The sequence below is a fragment of the Ruminiclostridium papyrosolvens DSM 2782 genome (assembly GCF_029318685.1).
In the GTDB taxonomy this organism is placed as follows: Bacteria; Bacillota; Clostridia; order Acetivibrionales; family DSM-1351; genus Ruminiclostridium; species Ruminiclostridium papyrosolvens.
Map to the genome: position 1 here is coordinate 719081 of NZ_CP119677.1, position 15172 is coordinate 734252.

At 36.8% G+C, this 15172-nt stretch carries 12 protein-coding genes; 6 read left to right on the forward strand and 6 right to left on the reverse strand.

What is annotated here, in order from left to right; genetic code table 11:
• Positions 1–121: 121 nt before the first annotated feature.
• From P0092_RS03415 to P0092_RS03435, 5 genes are all read left to right on the forward strand, one after another.
• Entirely contained in the window at positions 122–1510 is a 1389-nt protein-coding gene (locus P0092_RS03415; RefSeq protein WP_242831753.1) for a diguanylate cyclase domain-containing protein, read from the forward strand.
• A gap of 520 nt (positions 1511–2030) precedes the next feature.
• Complete coding sequence (locus tag P0092_RS03420) at positions 2031–2888, forward strand: AraC family transcriptional regulator (protein WP_004618906.1); 858 nt, start codon at positions 2031–2033, stop codon at positions 2886–2888.
• Positions 2889–3344, forward strand: a complete 456-nt coding sequence (locus P0092_RS03425; protein WP_004618905.1) for a hypothetical protein — start codon at positions 2889–2891, stop codon at positions 3342–3344.
• Between the two features lie 53 nt (positions 3345–3397).
• Entirely contained in the window at positions 3398–3781 is a 384-nt protein-coding gene (locus P0092_RS03430) for a hypothetical protein (protein WP_004618904.1), read from the forward strand.
• A gap of 2 nt (positions 3782–3783) precedes the next feature.
• Positions 3784–4737 (forward strand): P1 family peptidase, encoded by a 954-nt coding sequence (locus tag P0092_RS03435; RefSeq protein ID WP_242831752.1) that lies wholly within the window; start codon positions 3784–3786, stop codon positions 4735–4737.
• A 53-nt stretch (positions 4738–4790) separates the two neighbouring features.
• On the opposite strand, the gene feoB is transcribed toward P0092_RS03435, so the two are convergent.
• The 6 genes from feoB to P0092_RS03465 all read right to left on the reverse strand — a co-directional run bounded on the left by feoB (position 4791) and on the right by P0092_RS03465 (position 13066).
• Entirely contained in the window at positions 4791–6941 is a 2151-nt protein-coding gene (gene feoB, locus P0092_RS03440) for a ferrous iron transport protein B (RefSeq protein WP_004618902.1), read from the reverse strand.
• A 47-nt stretch (positions 6942–6988) separates the two neighbouring features.
• On the reverse strand, positions 6989–7228 hold the full coding sequence (locus tag P0092_RS03445) for a FeoA family protein (RefSeq protein ID WP_004618901.1): 240 nt from the start codon (positions 7226–7228) through the stop codon (positions 6989–6991).
• 206 nt (positions 7229–7434) lie between these two features.
• A complete protein-coding gene (gene metF / locus P0092_RS03450; RefSeq protein ID WP_004618900.1) occupies positions 7435–8295 on the reverse strand; it encodes a methylenetetrahydrofolate reductase [NAD(P)H] in 861 nt (286 codons plus the stop codon).
• A 178-nt stretch (positions 8296–8473) separates the two neighbouring features.
• Complete coding sequence (locus P0092_RS03455; protein WP_004618899.1) at positions 8474–9064, reverse strand: DUF4760 domain-containing protein; 591 nt, start codon at positions 9062–9064, stop codon at positions 8474–8476.
• A 216-nt stretch (positions 9065–9280) separates the two neighbouring features.
• Positions 9281–10333 carry a right-handed parallel beta-helix repeat-containing protein gene (locus P0092_RS03460; protein WP_004618898.1) on the reverse strand — a complete coding sequence of 351 codons (1053 nt, stop codon included), beginning with the start codon at positions 10331–10333 and terminating at the stop codon, positions 9281–9283.
• Between the two features lie 93 nt (positions 10334–10426).
• Positions 10427–13066 (reverse strand): glycoside hydrolase family 9 protein, encoded by a 2640-nt coding sequence (locus tag P0092_RS03465; protein WP_004618897.1) that lies wholly within the window; start codon positions 13064–13066, stop codon positions 10427–10429.
• Positions 13067–14000: 934 nt separating this feature from the next.
• Here P0092_RS03465 and P0092_RS03470 point away from each other — a divergent pair.
• Positions 14001–15164 carry a RidA family protein gene (locus P0092_RS03470; protein WP_004618895.1) on the forward strand — a complete coding sequence of 388 codons (1164 nt, stop codon included), beginning with the start codon at positions 14001–14003 and terminating at the stop codon, positions 15162–15164.
• The last annotated feature ends 8 nt before the right edge of the window (positions 15165–15172 follow it).

A 15172-nucleotide genomic window follows, 5' to 3' on the forward strand; every position in this document is an offset into this window, starting at 1 on the left:
TATATTTATTATGACCTTGTTTACTAGCATTGTTTTTTTTATTATTGTCTCCTACTTCGTATTATCTATTAATAAGGTTAGCGATATTTATTTGAATAATACACAGGAAACCATACTTAGGATGAGAAAGGACTTTCTGAAATATACGGTCAATAATCTTATTACTCAAATTGATAATAAAATAAAAATTAAAACTGCATACATTGACAAATTAGTTACAAATACTTCTGTTATTATTAATTTAAAAATGTCAATGAGTAATGAGGAATTTCATGATTTCTATCTCAACTTTTTTGAGAGCAATACTGATTATAATTTTTGGACTGTACTTCTATGGGATGCAAAAGAGAATAAAGTAATGTATGATCCGCAAAATGTTTCTGGTAAATCATGGGATATAACTCTGGGTAATATCCAAGCTAAATTAGCATCTTACAAAATTGTTCATCATGGGAGTCAGACCGCTGTTTATGGAATCAGTAAAAATTATGTTAATGAAATAGTAAAAGCTGAGATGGCTGAAGCAATTAGAGATACCAGATTCAATGACGATTCTTATATGTGGGTAAATGAGATTTTAAACTATAATGGCGGAAAAAACTATGCAATCAGAAGAGTTCATCCAAATCTTCCTGAAACAGAGGGGATGTATCTTTCTACCGATATGACTGATATGAAAGGGAATTTGCCCTATTTAAAGGAACTGCAGGGAATCAATAAAAACGGAGAACTATTTTTTTCTTACTATTTTAAAGAATTAGAGCAGGATACTGTTTCAGAAAAACTAACTTATGCAAAGTTATATAAACGATTTAATTGGGTCATAGCCATGGGAACTTATGAAAAAGATTTAAATGCTTCTATCAAGCAAACGAATGAGGAAAGTAAAAAACTTGTTTCCAAGCTTATGTTGAATTCAGTACTTTTGTTTATTTTTATACTATTACTGAGTTATTCTTTAATCATGTTAATCGAAAAATTATATAGTCGTCATTCGAAAAAAATCTTGGAATCTGAAATTAATCAGGATTTACTTACAAAGGCTGATAGTAGAAGAAGCGGAACTAAAAGCCTCAGTGATGCATTTAAGGACTATAAGCAAAAGGGACATAATTCTGCTGTTATGATGTTTGATTTGGATTATTTCAAGCACATCAATGACACTTATGGACATGCCACCGGAGATAAGGCCTTGATTGAAACTGTAAATGCTATTTCACATATAATAAGAAGTTCTGATAAATTGATTCGGTGGGGCGGAGATGAATTTATTATCATTATATTCGGCTTGCAGGAAAAAAATGCAATCAAATATGGCGAATCAATTTTATCAGTAGTATCAACTGTGAAGATAAAAATGGATACGGATGAAATTACGCCATCTTTATCCATAGGAGTTTCATATTTTAAAGAAACAGATACGGACTATACGGATGTGCTTAAACGTGTGGACGAGGCAGTGTACAAATCAAAGTCCAATGGCCGGAATCAAGTAAATCAAGTGTTGTAAAAAAAGGGCTGTTGCAAAACAAAACTTAGTTTTTATCTTTTCTTGCCGTACGGGAGTATAAATTGTATCAATGGAAGCTTGGTTAAAGATATTTGCATATGTTTGTCGGCGAACATGGATATTTTACCGGAACCCCTACACGATGTAGGGGTTAGCAAAACAATGAATCATGGACGATGAATGTGAGCGACGGTAAAATATCTAATGATGAGCCGCCAGAAACATCTGCAAATATCTTGGAAGCAATCATTGATACAATTTTATAAGGGAGTACAGGTATTAAAACAAAAAAGCTTTCTAGTTTTACAACAACCCCTTTCTATAAAATGAACACCCTGCATTATGGTAAAATAAGTACATTCATCCGATATTTTGGGTAAGGTTAATTAATGGCATATTATGTAATGTTTAGAATAATTTATTTTTGCCAATCTAAACAGATATTCTCTCATTTTTGTGCATCAAAAGAGAGGACAAATATTGCAGTAAAGATATAATTTATTTATAAGGGGTTGGATTGATGGAATGGATTGAGCGCTTGAATAGTGCTATAAATTATATTGAGGAACACTTGGCTGATGATATTGATTATGAGCAGGTTGCAAAGGTTGCTTGCTGCTCAACGTATCATTTTCAGAGAATGTTTGCGTATATGGCGGATGTGCCACTTTCTGAATATATACGCCGCAGACGCATGACAATGGCTGCGGTAGATTTGCAGAGCTGCCAAGAGAAAATATCAGATGTCGCACTTAAATATGGGTATGATTCACCTACGGCATTTAACCGCGCTTTTCAGGGTGTTCATGGAGTTGCACCATCACTTGTAAAGGCAGGTGGCGTTTCTCTTAAATCATTTTCTCCAATCAGCTTCAAAATTACCATAAAAGGTGCTGTGGAAATGGATTACAGAATTGAAAAGAGAGATGCCTTTAGAATTGTAGGTATTGCGGAACCACTACAAAATGAGATTGAAAAGAACTTTGAAATTGTGCCACAGATGTGGCAAAAAGCTTCTGTGAATGGAATGATTCAAAAACTGATAAGCATGATGAATAGTGAACCTATGGGACTTCTTGGTGTAAGTGCCTGCAATGATATGGACAGTTGGCGATACTTTATTGCTGTTGCCAGTACACAATCAATTGATAATACTCTGGAAGAATATACTGTGCCTCCGTCAACGTGGGCTGTATTTTCAGGTGAGGGTACCGCTCAAACCGTACAGGAATTAGAGAAAAGGATTGTGACAGAATGGTTGCCAACATCCGGATATGAGTATGCAAATGCTCCTGACATTGAAGTATACTTATCGGCTGACCCGGTGAATACAAAATATGAAGTATGGATTCCTGTTGTAAAAAAAGGAGAACTGTAAATGGTACATTTAGTATATTGTGATGACAAGGAAAAAGTATTGGATAAAATTTTGAACGGCTTCAAAACGATGGTTGTTCGTGGAGCAGCGGGAAGGAAAATTCCGCATAGCAGAGTTTTTGAGGGTGAAACACTTTATTTTATGCAAAAAGGCAGTGCCAGAATCTCTGCAAAAGCAACGGTAAAAAGTGTTCATAACCTTGTTAAACTGTCGGAGGAAGAAATTGTTAAAACGCTTGAGGACAACCAAGAAAAGCTCAATCTTTCTCAAAAACAAAAAGAGCGTTGGCATAGAAAATGTTTATGCTTAGTGGAATTTGAAGGCGTAGAGCCTATTGTGCCATTGAACTTTGAACATCAAGGGAATATGGATGATTGGCTTATTATTGAGAAAATTGAGGATGTTGTTGTTGGGACAAGTATTCCGTACAACTATGATAATTCTAAATTTAAATAAAGAGTTTAGTGTTACCTCTTAACAGCAATTACAGTTTTGGTGGAGGCGAAAGCATGAGATATCTTACAAAAGAGTGGTATGACCTTTGCCAGCGTACAGGGCTTCACTTTGGGATGAGAGCACATAAGGGTGCCGGGCAGAAAGATGAAGCTTTATATCTGCGGCTTTATAAAAGGAAAGAACAACAATTTATAAAAAAAGAGAACGAAATATACAATGTGGACCCGCGCTTTATGCTTGATGTTGATGGTTCGGTTTTTATTCCTGCTGATAAATTCCTCAGTGATGATGAAATTTGTGATGAAGATAAAATAGTGTATGAAATGCCATCTGAAGAAAAAGAACGTATTTATAAACTAATTGAAAAGTACGATTCACGAGGACCTTTTGATGTAAATGAATGCAGAATTAAATTCAGTTTTATCACTACAATATAAGGGTGAGAAAATTGATTAAAGGCAATTACCAAGAAGTGAAACCAATACCCGTTGGAGGACTTACCGACGTTCCCGGTATCCTAGTGGGAAATGCTGAGGATAAAAGCGGTCGTACAGGATGTACGGTTATTCTCTGCCCCCATGGAGCAGTCCCCGGTGTAGACGTAAGTGGAGGCAGCCCCGGTACACAGAACACAGATATCATTCGGCCGGGTGCCTCAGAATATCCTGTATATGGTGTCTTGCTCACTGGTGGAAGTTTTTTTGGACTTCCTGCTTCTGGTGGGGTTATGCGTTGGATTGTTGAAAATAAAATTGACGATGTGCCGTTAGTTCCGGCAGCGGTTATATTTGATCTCCTTTATGCAAAAGGCGTAAAGCCGCCAGATGCTGACATGGCATATGCAGCCTGCCAGGCCGCAAATACAGGTCCGGTGATTGAAGGAAATGTGGGTGCTGGAGCAGGAGCGACAATCGGAAAGATTTACGGTACTCCTATGAAAGGTGGACTTGGTACTGCCTCAATACAAATTCCCGGCGGTCCTGTGGTCGCAGCTTTGGCAGTGGTCAATGCACTAGGAGATATATGGAATCAAGGACGTATTATTGTTGGAGCCCTGAATTCAGAAAAAAAGTTTATTAATCAGACTCGAGCTATGATGGAAGGTATTCCAACTCAGCTTTATTACATGAATACTACAATAGCTGTAGTAGCTACTACGGAGCGGCTAACAAAGGCGGAAGCCAACCGGGTTGCAAAACTTGCCAATGATGGAATGGCCCGTGCAATATCTCCCAATAATACTCAGTGGGACGGTGATACAATTTTCTGCCTTTCACTGGGAACGCACACAAGTAAAATGTCTAGGGATGCTGTGGTTACACAAGTTGGTACTGCTGCTGCCTTGGCACTTGAGAATGCCATAATACGAGGTGCGCTGGCAGCACAACCGTAGTCGCTCAGGATTTGTCATGGTAAAGATATTTATTCTCATAAATAGTATTTGTTCTATACCAATCCAAACAGACGAACGACATTTGCTACAACAAAGCATACAATAATACCCGCTACTGTTGGTATAGCAAAAGATGCAAGTGTCCATTTCAGGCTTTGGGTTTCTTTTCTTATTGTCCACAAAGTTGTACCGCATGGGAAATGCATAAGCGAAAACAGCATTACGCAAATACCTGTAAGCCAAGTCCACCCATGCGCAACAAAAATCTGTTTTAAATCTGATAGTTGTTCTAATTCAGCCATTGAGCCGGATGCCATATAGCTCATTATAAGTATAGGTATAACTATTTCGTTTGCCGGTAGTCCAAGTACAAAAGCCATTAGTATATACCCGTCCATTCCCAAGAGCTTTCCAAAGGGATTAAGAAAATTGGCACCATGTGCCAGAAGACTTATATCTCCAATAGTAATATTAGCCATTATCCAGATAACCAATCCTGCTGGCGCGGCAACAGCAACAGCACGGCCAAGAACAAATAAGGTTCTATCAAAGACTGATCGAATTATAATACGTCCAACCTGTGGTTTCCTATATGGGGGCAGCTCCAGAGTAAAAGATGATGGAAGACCTTTTAGTATTGTTCTGGAAAGTATCTTTGATACAAGTAGTGTCATTGAGATACCAATTAAAACTATTCCGGTAAGAGCCAAAGTAGAAGCAACAGACCCAAAGGCACCTCCTACGGTTCCACCAACAAAAATAGTGCCAATAGCTATGAGCGTCGGAAAACGGCCATTGCATGGAACAAAAACATTAGTCAAAATTGCTATCATGCGCTCCCGAGGAGAATCAATAATTCTACATCCTATTACACCGGCAGCATTACACCCAAACCCCATACACATAGATAGAGCCTGTTTACCGTGAGTACATGCTTTCTTGAAGAAGTTATCCATATTGAATGCAACTCTCGGAAGGTATCCTAAATCTTCCAAAAGGGTAAACAAAGGGAAAAATATAGCCATGGGAGGCAACATAACAGATACAACCCAAGCTAATGTACGGTACATTCCAAGTACCAGTATTCCATGCAACCATACGGGTGAGCCTGCCCACATAAAGAATAATGTGAGTTTTTCCTCAATCCAAAAAAGAAAATCAGCAATTAAGCCTGATGGAACATTTGCTCCTGCTATAGTAAGCCAAAAAATAACAGCTAGCAAACCTAACATTATTGGAATACCAAAAATTCTGGAAGTCAGAATGCTATCGATATTTCGGTCTGTTTGATTGTATTTCGTATTATCATAACTAACTGTTTTCCTGCTTATATCTTCAGCGGTGGTTACAATCTGAGAAACAATTTTATCCCTTAACTGGTTAGCTTCAATATCATTATCAACTAAATGTATTTTTGCTTTTATAAGAAGCTCCTGTAACTCTGTATTATCCATAAGGTTAAACCCAAGATACCTGTCCAGTGATTTTAACAGGGTGGAGTCACCATCCATAAGCTTTAGAGCAGCCCAACGGCTGTTAATTTTTCCGTCAACTAGTTCCCCTATTTTTGGCTGGACGATATTTATTGCTTCTTCAACTACTGCATCATATTTAAACTGTATAGGATTACTGGATATATGATTGTCAGCTACCTTATATACCGCATCCATTAACTCATTAAGGCCTTTATTGCTACGGGCATTCGTAGGTATAACCGGTACACCCAGAAGCTTAGAAAGTTTACCATAATCAATTTTTATTTTCTTTCTGTTTGCTTCATCAATTAAGTTTACACACACTACAACCTTGTCTGTAATCTCAAGAGTTTGCAGTACTAAATTCATATTCCTTTCCAGACAAGTGGCATCTGTTACGACAACCGTTGCATCAGGCATACCAAAGCATACGAAATCTCTTGCCACTTCTTCTTCAGCAGAATTAGCCATTAATGAATATGTACCGGGTATGTCTACCATTATAAAAGTTTTGTCTTTATGTATATATTTTCCTCGGGCATTTGAAACTGTCTTCCCCGGCCAGTTTCCCGTGTGCTGATTAAGCCCTGTTAAGCCGTTAAATACAGTACTTTTTCCTACATTAGGATTACCGGCTAGGGCAATTACCTTATCATCTGAATGTACTCGTTCAAAATTAAGTTCATTTACAAGTACACCTGTACCAGTTGATTGTTTTGTTAAACCCATAAAAACCTCCCCATTCCTATAGTTATTGGATTAAGTAATTTTCATGGTTATAAAGTTTCTACAATTATTTTGGATGCTTCTTCAGAGCGAAGGGCTATTATAGCGCCCCGAATGTCATATGCAATTGGATCTCCGGAAGGGCTTTTTTGGAGAGCCTCAACTTCTGTATCTGCAATAAGCCCTAAATCTAGCATTCTTCTTCTGGTGGGGCCATCAGACATAAGTGCTTTAACTTTCCCTTTCTTGCCTAAGGGTAAATAATTAAGTTGTATAAAATTATCGCTCATAAACCATTCCTCCTGTGATTTGATTATGTTAACCCTTAATTCTAAGTTAGCCGAGAGTAAAACTTTTTCCCTACACTAACATATGTAAAATAGAATTAAAGTGTTCCGCATATCTTAACAAATTTAAAAAAATTTGCCGTAGATACAATAAGGAGGTTGGGCGAAGGGACAAGAAAAAAAGAATGGAGTTGATATTTTGACTTTCCTCAAATAATATTCTTAATGCCTTCACAGATTCTTTTTGCTACGATAGGATTGTTCATTGTATACAGATGTATTCCATCCACATCGTTTACCAACAAATCAATAACCTGACTGAGAGCATATGACATTCCTGCATCAAAAAGTGCTGTCGGTTCATTTTCATATCTGTTGATTATTTTTCTGAATCTGTTTGGAAGTGATGCTCCGCACAAATTTACTATTCTTTCTATTTGAGCTTTGTTGATAACAGGCATTATTCCGGCTGTTACTGGTACATTTATTCCTGCTATTCTGCAATTTTCTATAAATGAATAGAAAAACTCATTTTCAAAGAATAATTGTGAAATAAGGAAATCAGAGCCTGCATCAACTTTTCCTTTTAAATGGCTTATTTCTGAAATTCTATTTTTGGATTCCGGGTGGCATTCAGGGTAACAAGCACCCGCTATACAGAAATTAGCCGACTTATTCAAATATCCGGTTAATTCGGAAGCATACTGAAAATCACTCTTTTCCAACACATTTGGATTTTTATCCCCTCGGAGAGCTAAAATGTTCTCAATACCATTTTCACTAAGTATAGAAATAAAGCTGTCAATCTCTTGTTTTGTATAGCCGGAACATGTAAGATGCACCAAGGTTTCTATACCATACTGATGCTTGATTTTCTTGGCAATTTCAATTGTCTTGTTGTTATTGGAGCTTCCGCCTGCGCCAAAAGTAACGCTTATAAAGTCTGGGCTTAGTTTGCTCAATATAGCAAGAGTCTCATCTATATCTTTTAGCTCAGAATCCCTTTTAGGGGGGAATATTTCGAATGACAACACAGGCTTCTTCTTTGCAAAAATTTCTTGTATTCTCATAAATCAATCTCCTATTTGTACTTATAAATATACTGCCATATAAAGATTATCAAGAATTTTTTTATTATGCTTAATTTATATAGTTATGAATTGTGTATGACTAATATAACTAATTAGTGCAATTTATTTGATTATAACATAAATGTACAACACATAATATAGATACAGACAATTAATATCAGGCAACTTTGCCTCTTTCAGAGCTGCTTTTATTTTTAATGTTTTCATAGAAATTGTCTGTTGCAGGATAACATCCCGGGCAGGCTTTTCTAATTTTCTCTAAAACGTAGTCACCATTTGCGGGATTATATAAATATTGAAACTGTTCCTTGATTATCTTGATATCAGCTACACCATGATGACTTGCACTTAGAACCGATTCCAGCATGTTTAAATAGCAAATTATTATCCATCGAAGTTCGGAACTTTCCTCAACTGTCAATTTTCTTTCGTATTCTTTACTTACTTCCGGGTTCACTGACAATAGTTTTCTGATTTTTCTGCAAAGTTCCGTCTCATTTTCATTAAAAACAATTTCTTCCTGATTAATGAGACTTCTTGCCTGTTTCTCATCAAATTTTTCCACATACTTTCTGGCAAGACTGGACTTCCGATTATTACTTAGGTTTGTACTCCACTGCATTACAAGCTCCAAGGCCTTTTCACGTCTTGAACGTTCATGGTCCTTTCTGATAGTGTACAATGCTGTTACGGCACTTATTATTATTGCCGTAATACTTATCAATATTGTCATTACAGATATCCACATATGTAGTTCTCCTACTTTACCTTTTATCGAATACAGATTTGACAATATTATAACACAGTTTGAAATTTATCCCAATAAAGTATTAAAGTTAAATTTATTATTAATTTTACTTGTATTATTTGATAAAATAATATCTGATTTAAAATACAAGCCCCCAAGAAAGCAAATTAACTTTCTTGAAGGCTTAGTTATTTCAATATCGGCTATGTGTCTATATTATTGAAAAGTAGTTCCTGTAAAATCAACATTTGGGAAAAGTTTAGGATCAAATGAGCTGTTATTTTTAAATTTACAGTTAGTGAATTTAATGCCATCAGATAAATTTACCGCTAAAACATCACTTGAAGTATTATCAGATATCTCACATTTGTCGTATGTAATATTTGTTGAAGAGCTGATATCAATCAAACTAAAGTTCTCACACTTTCTGATTATACTATTGGTAAATGCGAAATTTTTGCAATTATATATAGTCATTGCTCCATATGTACACTCTTCAATGGTGGAGTCGGTAAGCTTTAAGTTCTCAGAATTATTAGCTATAATTCCATAGGTTCCGCATCCGTATAAAATGCTCTTTGATATATCTACATCCTTTGATGAATCAAAGTTAAATACACCTCCTACACACTCACCCTTTTCTATGGTATGTCCGGCTTTAATATTCTTTACAGATATTTTTCTGGAGTTTTTAAATGTCAGAACATTTGCGTATCTTGGCTCGACAACTAATTCAACGGGTTTATCCCCCAAACCTTCCAACGTAAGATTATTAATTCCATTGAGTATTAATTCGTTACCATCGTATACACTTTCCCAGTATATATTTGCATTTTTGGATTTTGGATTCAAGTCTGAAATATCATAAGTTCCCGGTTTCAACTTAATATGTTTATTAGGACCAAGTGCGTCAAACAGTTCAGTAACATTGGAAACCGTTACTTCTTTGGCTTTTGAATCAGGCTGTAATCCTATATAAACACTCTTTGATTTTCCATCCCAGCTAACATCTTTTCCAAGGGCCTTACTTATAGCTGCAACGGGTAAATATGTAACTCCCTTTGAAATAAAAGGCTGAATATCTTTACCGTTAGTGTCCTTTGGTTGGAAAAGAGCTCCATCCACATAGATTTTAATGTTATCATAAATTACTGACAGCTTACTTTCCACAGGTGCTGCAAAAACTGTTACACCTAATGTAAATGCTCCTATGATTACTGAAAATATTACTCCTGAAAAAAACCCTTTAAGCCTATCTTTGTTTTTCATGGTACACCTCCGTAATTTAATGTTTATATCCATTCTACCATATAATAGCAAATTGGGGTAATAATAAAACCGAGCATATGAGCTGAACTTTTGCTAGAAAATTACTTTTCCTAACAAGAATGATTTATACAATGCCAAGTCCATAGCATCGACACTCCCGTCATTGTTTACATCAGCATTCTGAATTGTAGTGTCTCCGTTTAAAAGAGCTTTCTTAATCAATGCAAAGTCTATAGCATCTCTTTCTCCATCACCGTTGACATCTCCGAGAGTACCACCACAAATAACTGGTGCTTGTTCATCAAGAAAAGCTGACATCCATGCCAGTGGAGCATTCCAATTTGTATATATTTCATTTGTTGACCAAGACTCGATATTATCCACAAAGCATTTTTCTGAAGCTATTTCACCCGGTTGCCAACCTAAGCTCTTAACCCATGGATCCTGTAAACTTGAGTTAGGCCCGCCTGACATACATCCGGCAGGAGGATGTGGGAAGGAGTTATCTGCCTGATATGCCCAAAAACAGTGATGTGGATTTTCAAGGGGGTTATCGCCATAACCTGTTACATAACTCTGAACATTGGGGTTACGTCCAAGTATATAGTCCATTGCTGTTATTGCACCGTTGATGTATTTTTTGTGTGTTGAAGCATAGCCACTGAATAAATAAGCATATGACATTACAATTGCATTATTGACGACAAATGAATTTGATCCCCATGGGTATCCGATTAATGTATCAGATACTTGTTTTTCTTCTATAGGTACTCCATAGCCCTGAGTCTGTTCAATTGATATGAACTTGTCAGCAGCAGCTATGATATTAGCTTTGGCTTTAGCTACATCGGTTGCAGGCAGACCATTAGGAGCAAGAGCGAGAGTTATTGTTCCCATGCCGGCAGTATTATCCCCGTCAAAACATCCTGTAGGTCCTATGAGTCCCATCTCCTCTCCGCCTGTCAATTCAGAAGGTTCCTGAAGATAGTGAGGCGAGCTCTTTATGTAATCAAGATATTTTTGAGAACCTGTAGTGACATAAAGCTCGCAAGCAGCCCAGTAGAAATCATCCTTAAGATAGTTTTCACCATAAGCTCCAATAGCAGCGTAGCCATTCGAAGGAGCATATACGTCAGGATGTGCAACAGCTGAATTCCATGCGGTTTCGGAAGCAGATAAGCACTTAGCTGCGAAATGAGCATCATACTGCTTCCAGAGACGTGAACCCTGTGCTGCTATTGCAGCAAGATTCAAGGTAGCAGCTGTGGTTGGAGGTTGTAAGTAACGCTTCGTAGTATCCTGATCGGGACGTATAGCAAGGTCTTGCCAACGCACATCCCCGGCTTTGTGATGAACCATACCGGCCAGAGCATTTCCTGTTGGTACTTGCATGTTCAATAAGGCATTCAAATTATAACGAGCTTCATCAAGAATATCCGGGAAGCCATTTCCGCTTTCCGGAATGTTTAATGAACCGTCTTTAAACGGGGTAACTGAAGTGTCACCCAAGTAAAGTGCCCGTTCATATGAATTCATAAGAGTCCAGGTAGAGATACCTCCATTAACCACGTATTTGCCAAAGTCTCCTGCATCATACCAACCACCTGTTACATCCAGTTTGTAGTTTGCACTGTAATTTTTTGCTGGGTCCGGATACAGTACGTCAGGGTAATGTCCTGCGGGGCGAGTCCATTGTTCATCATCTGCGTATGGCATAGTTATTGGTATACCGCTTCTGTGATGATAAAAATATTTTATGGAGTCATATTTCATTTTGGAATATATATCGTTACCAATATTAAAAGGCATACTTTCATTGTTAGCCGGATTAGTGGCAGTCTTAACCACAGGAACATCTGTTACTATCTTATAGCCTGTACCGGATGTTCTGTAATTTGAGAAATCAATAATATGAACATTGTCACCTGACGCATGGTCATATCCCTTAACAGTTGATTTCCCTGCAAAGACTACTGTACCTTTTTGATTAACTAACTGCCAGTTGATGGGAGTTGCTGAGCTTGTCAATACTGTTGCAAGCTTAGCGAAATTCGGATAGAATCCTTCTTGATTTAAACGGACAACATTTGTCGGCTCTGTTGCAGTCTTTGGATATCCTGTAAACTGTGGGTCCTTAATATACATGTCGTCAAAAGTAAATGTTAATGGCTTGAAAATACCGGTATATTCGGAGGGAGCCATACTTCTATCAGGGGCAAGGTGAAAAGCAAATTCAACTTTACTCCTGTCTCCCTTTTTCTGAGTAAATGTCTGAGTTACAGTTGTTGGCTTATTTGCACTCAATTGCAGGAAATTCCACTGTTGATCCAGATTCCAGTACTCATCATAGGGAGTGCTTTGATCACCTATTTTAGGATAGATTAGACAATCTCTATCAGCGGTTACAGTGAACTGTACAGTGTAAGTATGCCCCTGTATCAATGTGAGTCCTCTGTGAAGGAGCTGAACATCCCATCTTTCCCCGGTTGCTGCATTACCAATCTTTGAAAGTGTTATTTTTAACTTACCGTCTTCTGTAATTTTGTAATCAGCTGTTGCAGGGTAAGCTTCAACTACACGCCAAGGAAAGCTTATTCCGTTGTCAAAGGTGTGATTTTTAATCAAGTCTCCTGCACCTTCATACTCGAATGAATACACTGGTGCTGCAATTGTAGGTAGGATAAGCACTATTGCCATAAGCATACAAATTTTCCTTACTAACCTTTTTTTCATATTTACCTCCAAGTTAAAAAATTTATTTTTTAAGCACATTAAACAAAAACTTGCTTCATGTAAGCATTAAAAAAGCTAGCATAAATATGTTTTTGGTATTCAAAAACAGGCCACTGGAAAAATTGGTTTTAAATATTAGGAGTATAAGTTAAATCAGGATTTTATGTAGCAACTATTGACCATCCTTTAGTGGTGACGGTTCTTAATTATAATAACATTTTACCATAATTGTTGCATTTATAGTAAAAATTGTAATTTGGTATTATCTTTAAACGAGTATTTTCTCTAGTTCACTGTTAAACTATTTTGAAAAGATTATTATCAAAAAATATCACAGTAAATTAATAAAAAAATAGTTGATAACTGGTAAAATGGGGAATATAATCAATAATATAAATAAAACTGGAAATATGTTATTGTAAGTTAGGGTATGCTGTTGATACCCTTGTTTTTACGCTTATGAACGTTACCTGAGATACAAGGGATATCCCAAAACTGTTGCAATTAACGCAGCTATTGAGATAGCAAGAATAATTACAAGTTCTGTTTATAAATACATACTGTTGCATCGTATTTTATCTGTCTGCGGTACATACTAAGCAAATACTGCATATCTATAGAAAATCTTTTGACTTGAAGGACATTACCGAGGTTAATTCCTTCTAAGGAAAGCCAATCCCTCCTCATGTATTACTGAACCATAAGGGCTATTTTTTCTTGAGTAATGAGTTACATTACTCACAATTTGACGTAACAAAAAAAGAATAAAGTTGTTACAGGATGAGTTAAGTCGGACGTGAGACTCCAATGAGTTTTACTGAGGAAAGAGCTGCATTGTATCAGGAAATGCGCAGAAAAGGTTTGGGATATACGACAGTAAAGCAGAACCGTGTATTTAAACTGCCTGAGCTAATATAATTATTAGGAGGAAAATATGATAATAGAGATTAAAGAATCAAATGAAAACTATAGTCTGAGCGTAAAATCAGTTGACGCAAAGCAGGTTTTTATTACGATTGCAAATCAAAGTAAAGACCAAGACATACTGAAGACTGCTTCACTGCTATACAAAAAGGTCTATAAGATATTAACCAAGTATAACATAACAGTATTTCATGAAAGGTTTTTCGGAACAGGCAAGTATTATGATGATGTTCAGAAAATAAGGGCCGAGGAACTAAAACTGAATACTCAGAACCAATGTTTCAGTTATATTGAAGGTTCTCCTTATTGGGGTGAAGGAGTCTCAGGAATTAACATACATGGTTTTATTTTATGTAATGAAGAAATAGAGGATGTTGAGTTTAACGGAATAGTCTGCGGAAAGCTGTATAAGACTGACGCTGTGGACTATATGTTAGTACATACCGTTCATGGAAATAAAGAAAGTGACTACTACGGACAGACATATGAGATGTTCCAATCAATGATTAAGGTACTTGGAAAATACGATTTTGAGCTGAAAAATGTTATAAGGACATGGATATATTTGAATAATATTCTATTGCAATACGATGAGTTCAATAAAGCCCGTACAAGGATATTCCTAGAAAACGGGTTATGGTCTGACTCTGTAGCTGTTGATAAAACAGAAGAAATATATATGCCTGCAAGCACAGGTATCAGCTGTGGCAATCCACATGGTCTGACTGTAATCTCGGATATTCTGGCTGTAAAAACAAAAGATATCGAAAAGTTCAAGTACTCAAGTGAATCAGGCAAAGCTCAGAAGTCTGCAATGCGTTACGGTTCTGCTTTTTCAAGGGCTATTGTGCTGGATAATAAGACAAGCAAATATGTTTATTTATCAGGTACGGCATCAATAGATGATTTGGGGAATACAGTGTATCTTGACGATATAGGCTTGCAGATAGATAAGACATATTCCGTGATTGATGCCTTGTTGGATGTAAGCTCAATGAAATTAAATAACATGGTTGAAGGAACGGTATTCTTAAAAAAAGCAGAGTATGTAGATGCATTCATTGAATACTGCAAAAGTCGGAATATTGAACTGCCTGCACTGATTACGGTTGCTGACGTGTGCAGGGATAATCTGCTGTTTGAAATGGATGGAACCTTTGCAGGAGGAAAATAGTTGTTTAT

Excerpts from the sequence above, each read along its gene's own strand:
- P0092_RS03425 (WP_004618905.1), top strand. The coding sequence starts at position 2,889 with ATGGTACATTTAGTATATTGTGATGACAAGGAAAAAGTATTGGATAAA.
- feoB (WP_004618902.1), bottom strand. The coding sequence starts at position 6,941 with ATGGGTTTAACAAAACAATCAACTGGTACAGGTGTACTTGTAAATGAA.
- P0092_RS03415 (WP_242831753.1), top strand. The coding sequence starts at position 122 with ATGAGAAAGGACTTTCTGAAATATACGGTCAATAATCTTATTACTCAA.
- P0092_RS03455 (WP_004618899.1), bottom strand. The coding sequence starts at position 9,064 with ATGTGGATATCTGTAATGACAATATTGATAAGTATTACGGCAATAATA.
- P0092_RS03470 (WP_004618895.1), top strand. The coding sequence starts at position 14,001 with ATGATAATAGAGATTAAAGAATCAAATGAAAACTATAGTCTGAGCGTA.
- metF (WP_004618900.1), bottom strand. The coding sequence starts at position 8,295 with ATGAGAATACAAGAAATTTTTGCAAAGAAGAAGCCTGTGTTGTCATTC.
- P0092_RS03420 (WP_004618906.1), top strand. The coding sequence starts at position 2,031 with ATGGAATGGATTGAGCGCTTGAATAGTGCTATAAATTATATTGAGGAA.
- P0092_RS03465 (WP_004618897.1), bottom strand. The coding sequence starts at position 13,066 with ATGAAAAAAAGGTTAGTAAGGAAAATTTGTATGCTTATGGCAATAGTG.
- P0092_RS03430 (WP_004618904.1), top strand. The coding sequence starts at position 3,398 with ATGAGATATCTTACAAAAGAGTGGTATGACCTTTGCCAGCGTACAGGG.
- P0092_RS03445 (WP_004618901.1), bottom strand. The coding sequence starts at position 7,228 with ATGAGCGATAATTTTATACAACTTAATTATTTACCCTTAGGCAAGAAA.
- P0092_RS03460 (WP_004618898.1), bottom strand. The coding sequence starts at position 10,333 with ATGAAAAACAAAGATAGGCTTAAAGGGTTTTTTTCAGGAGTAATATTT.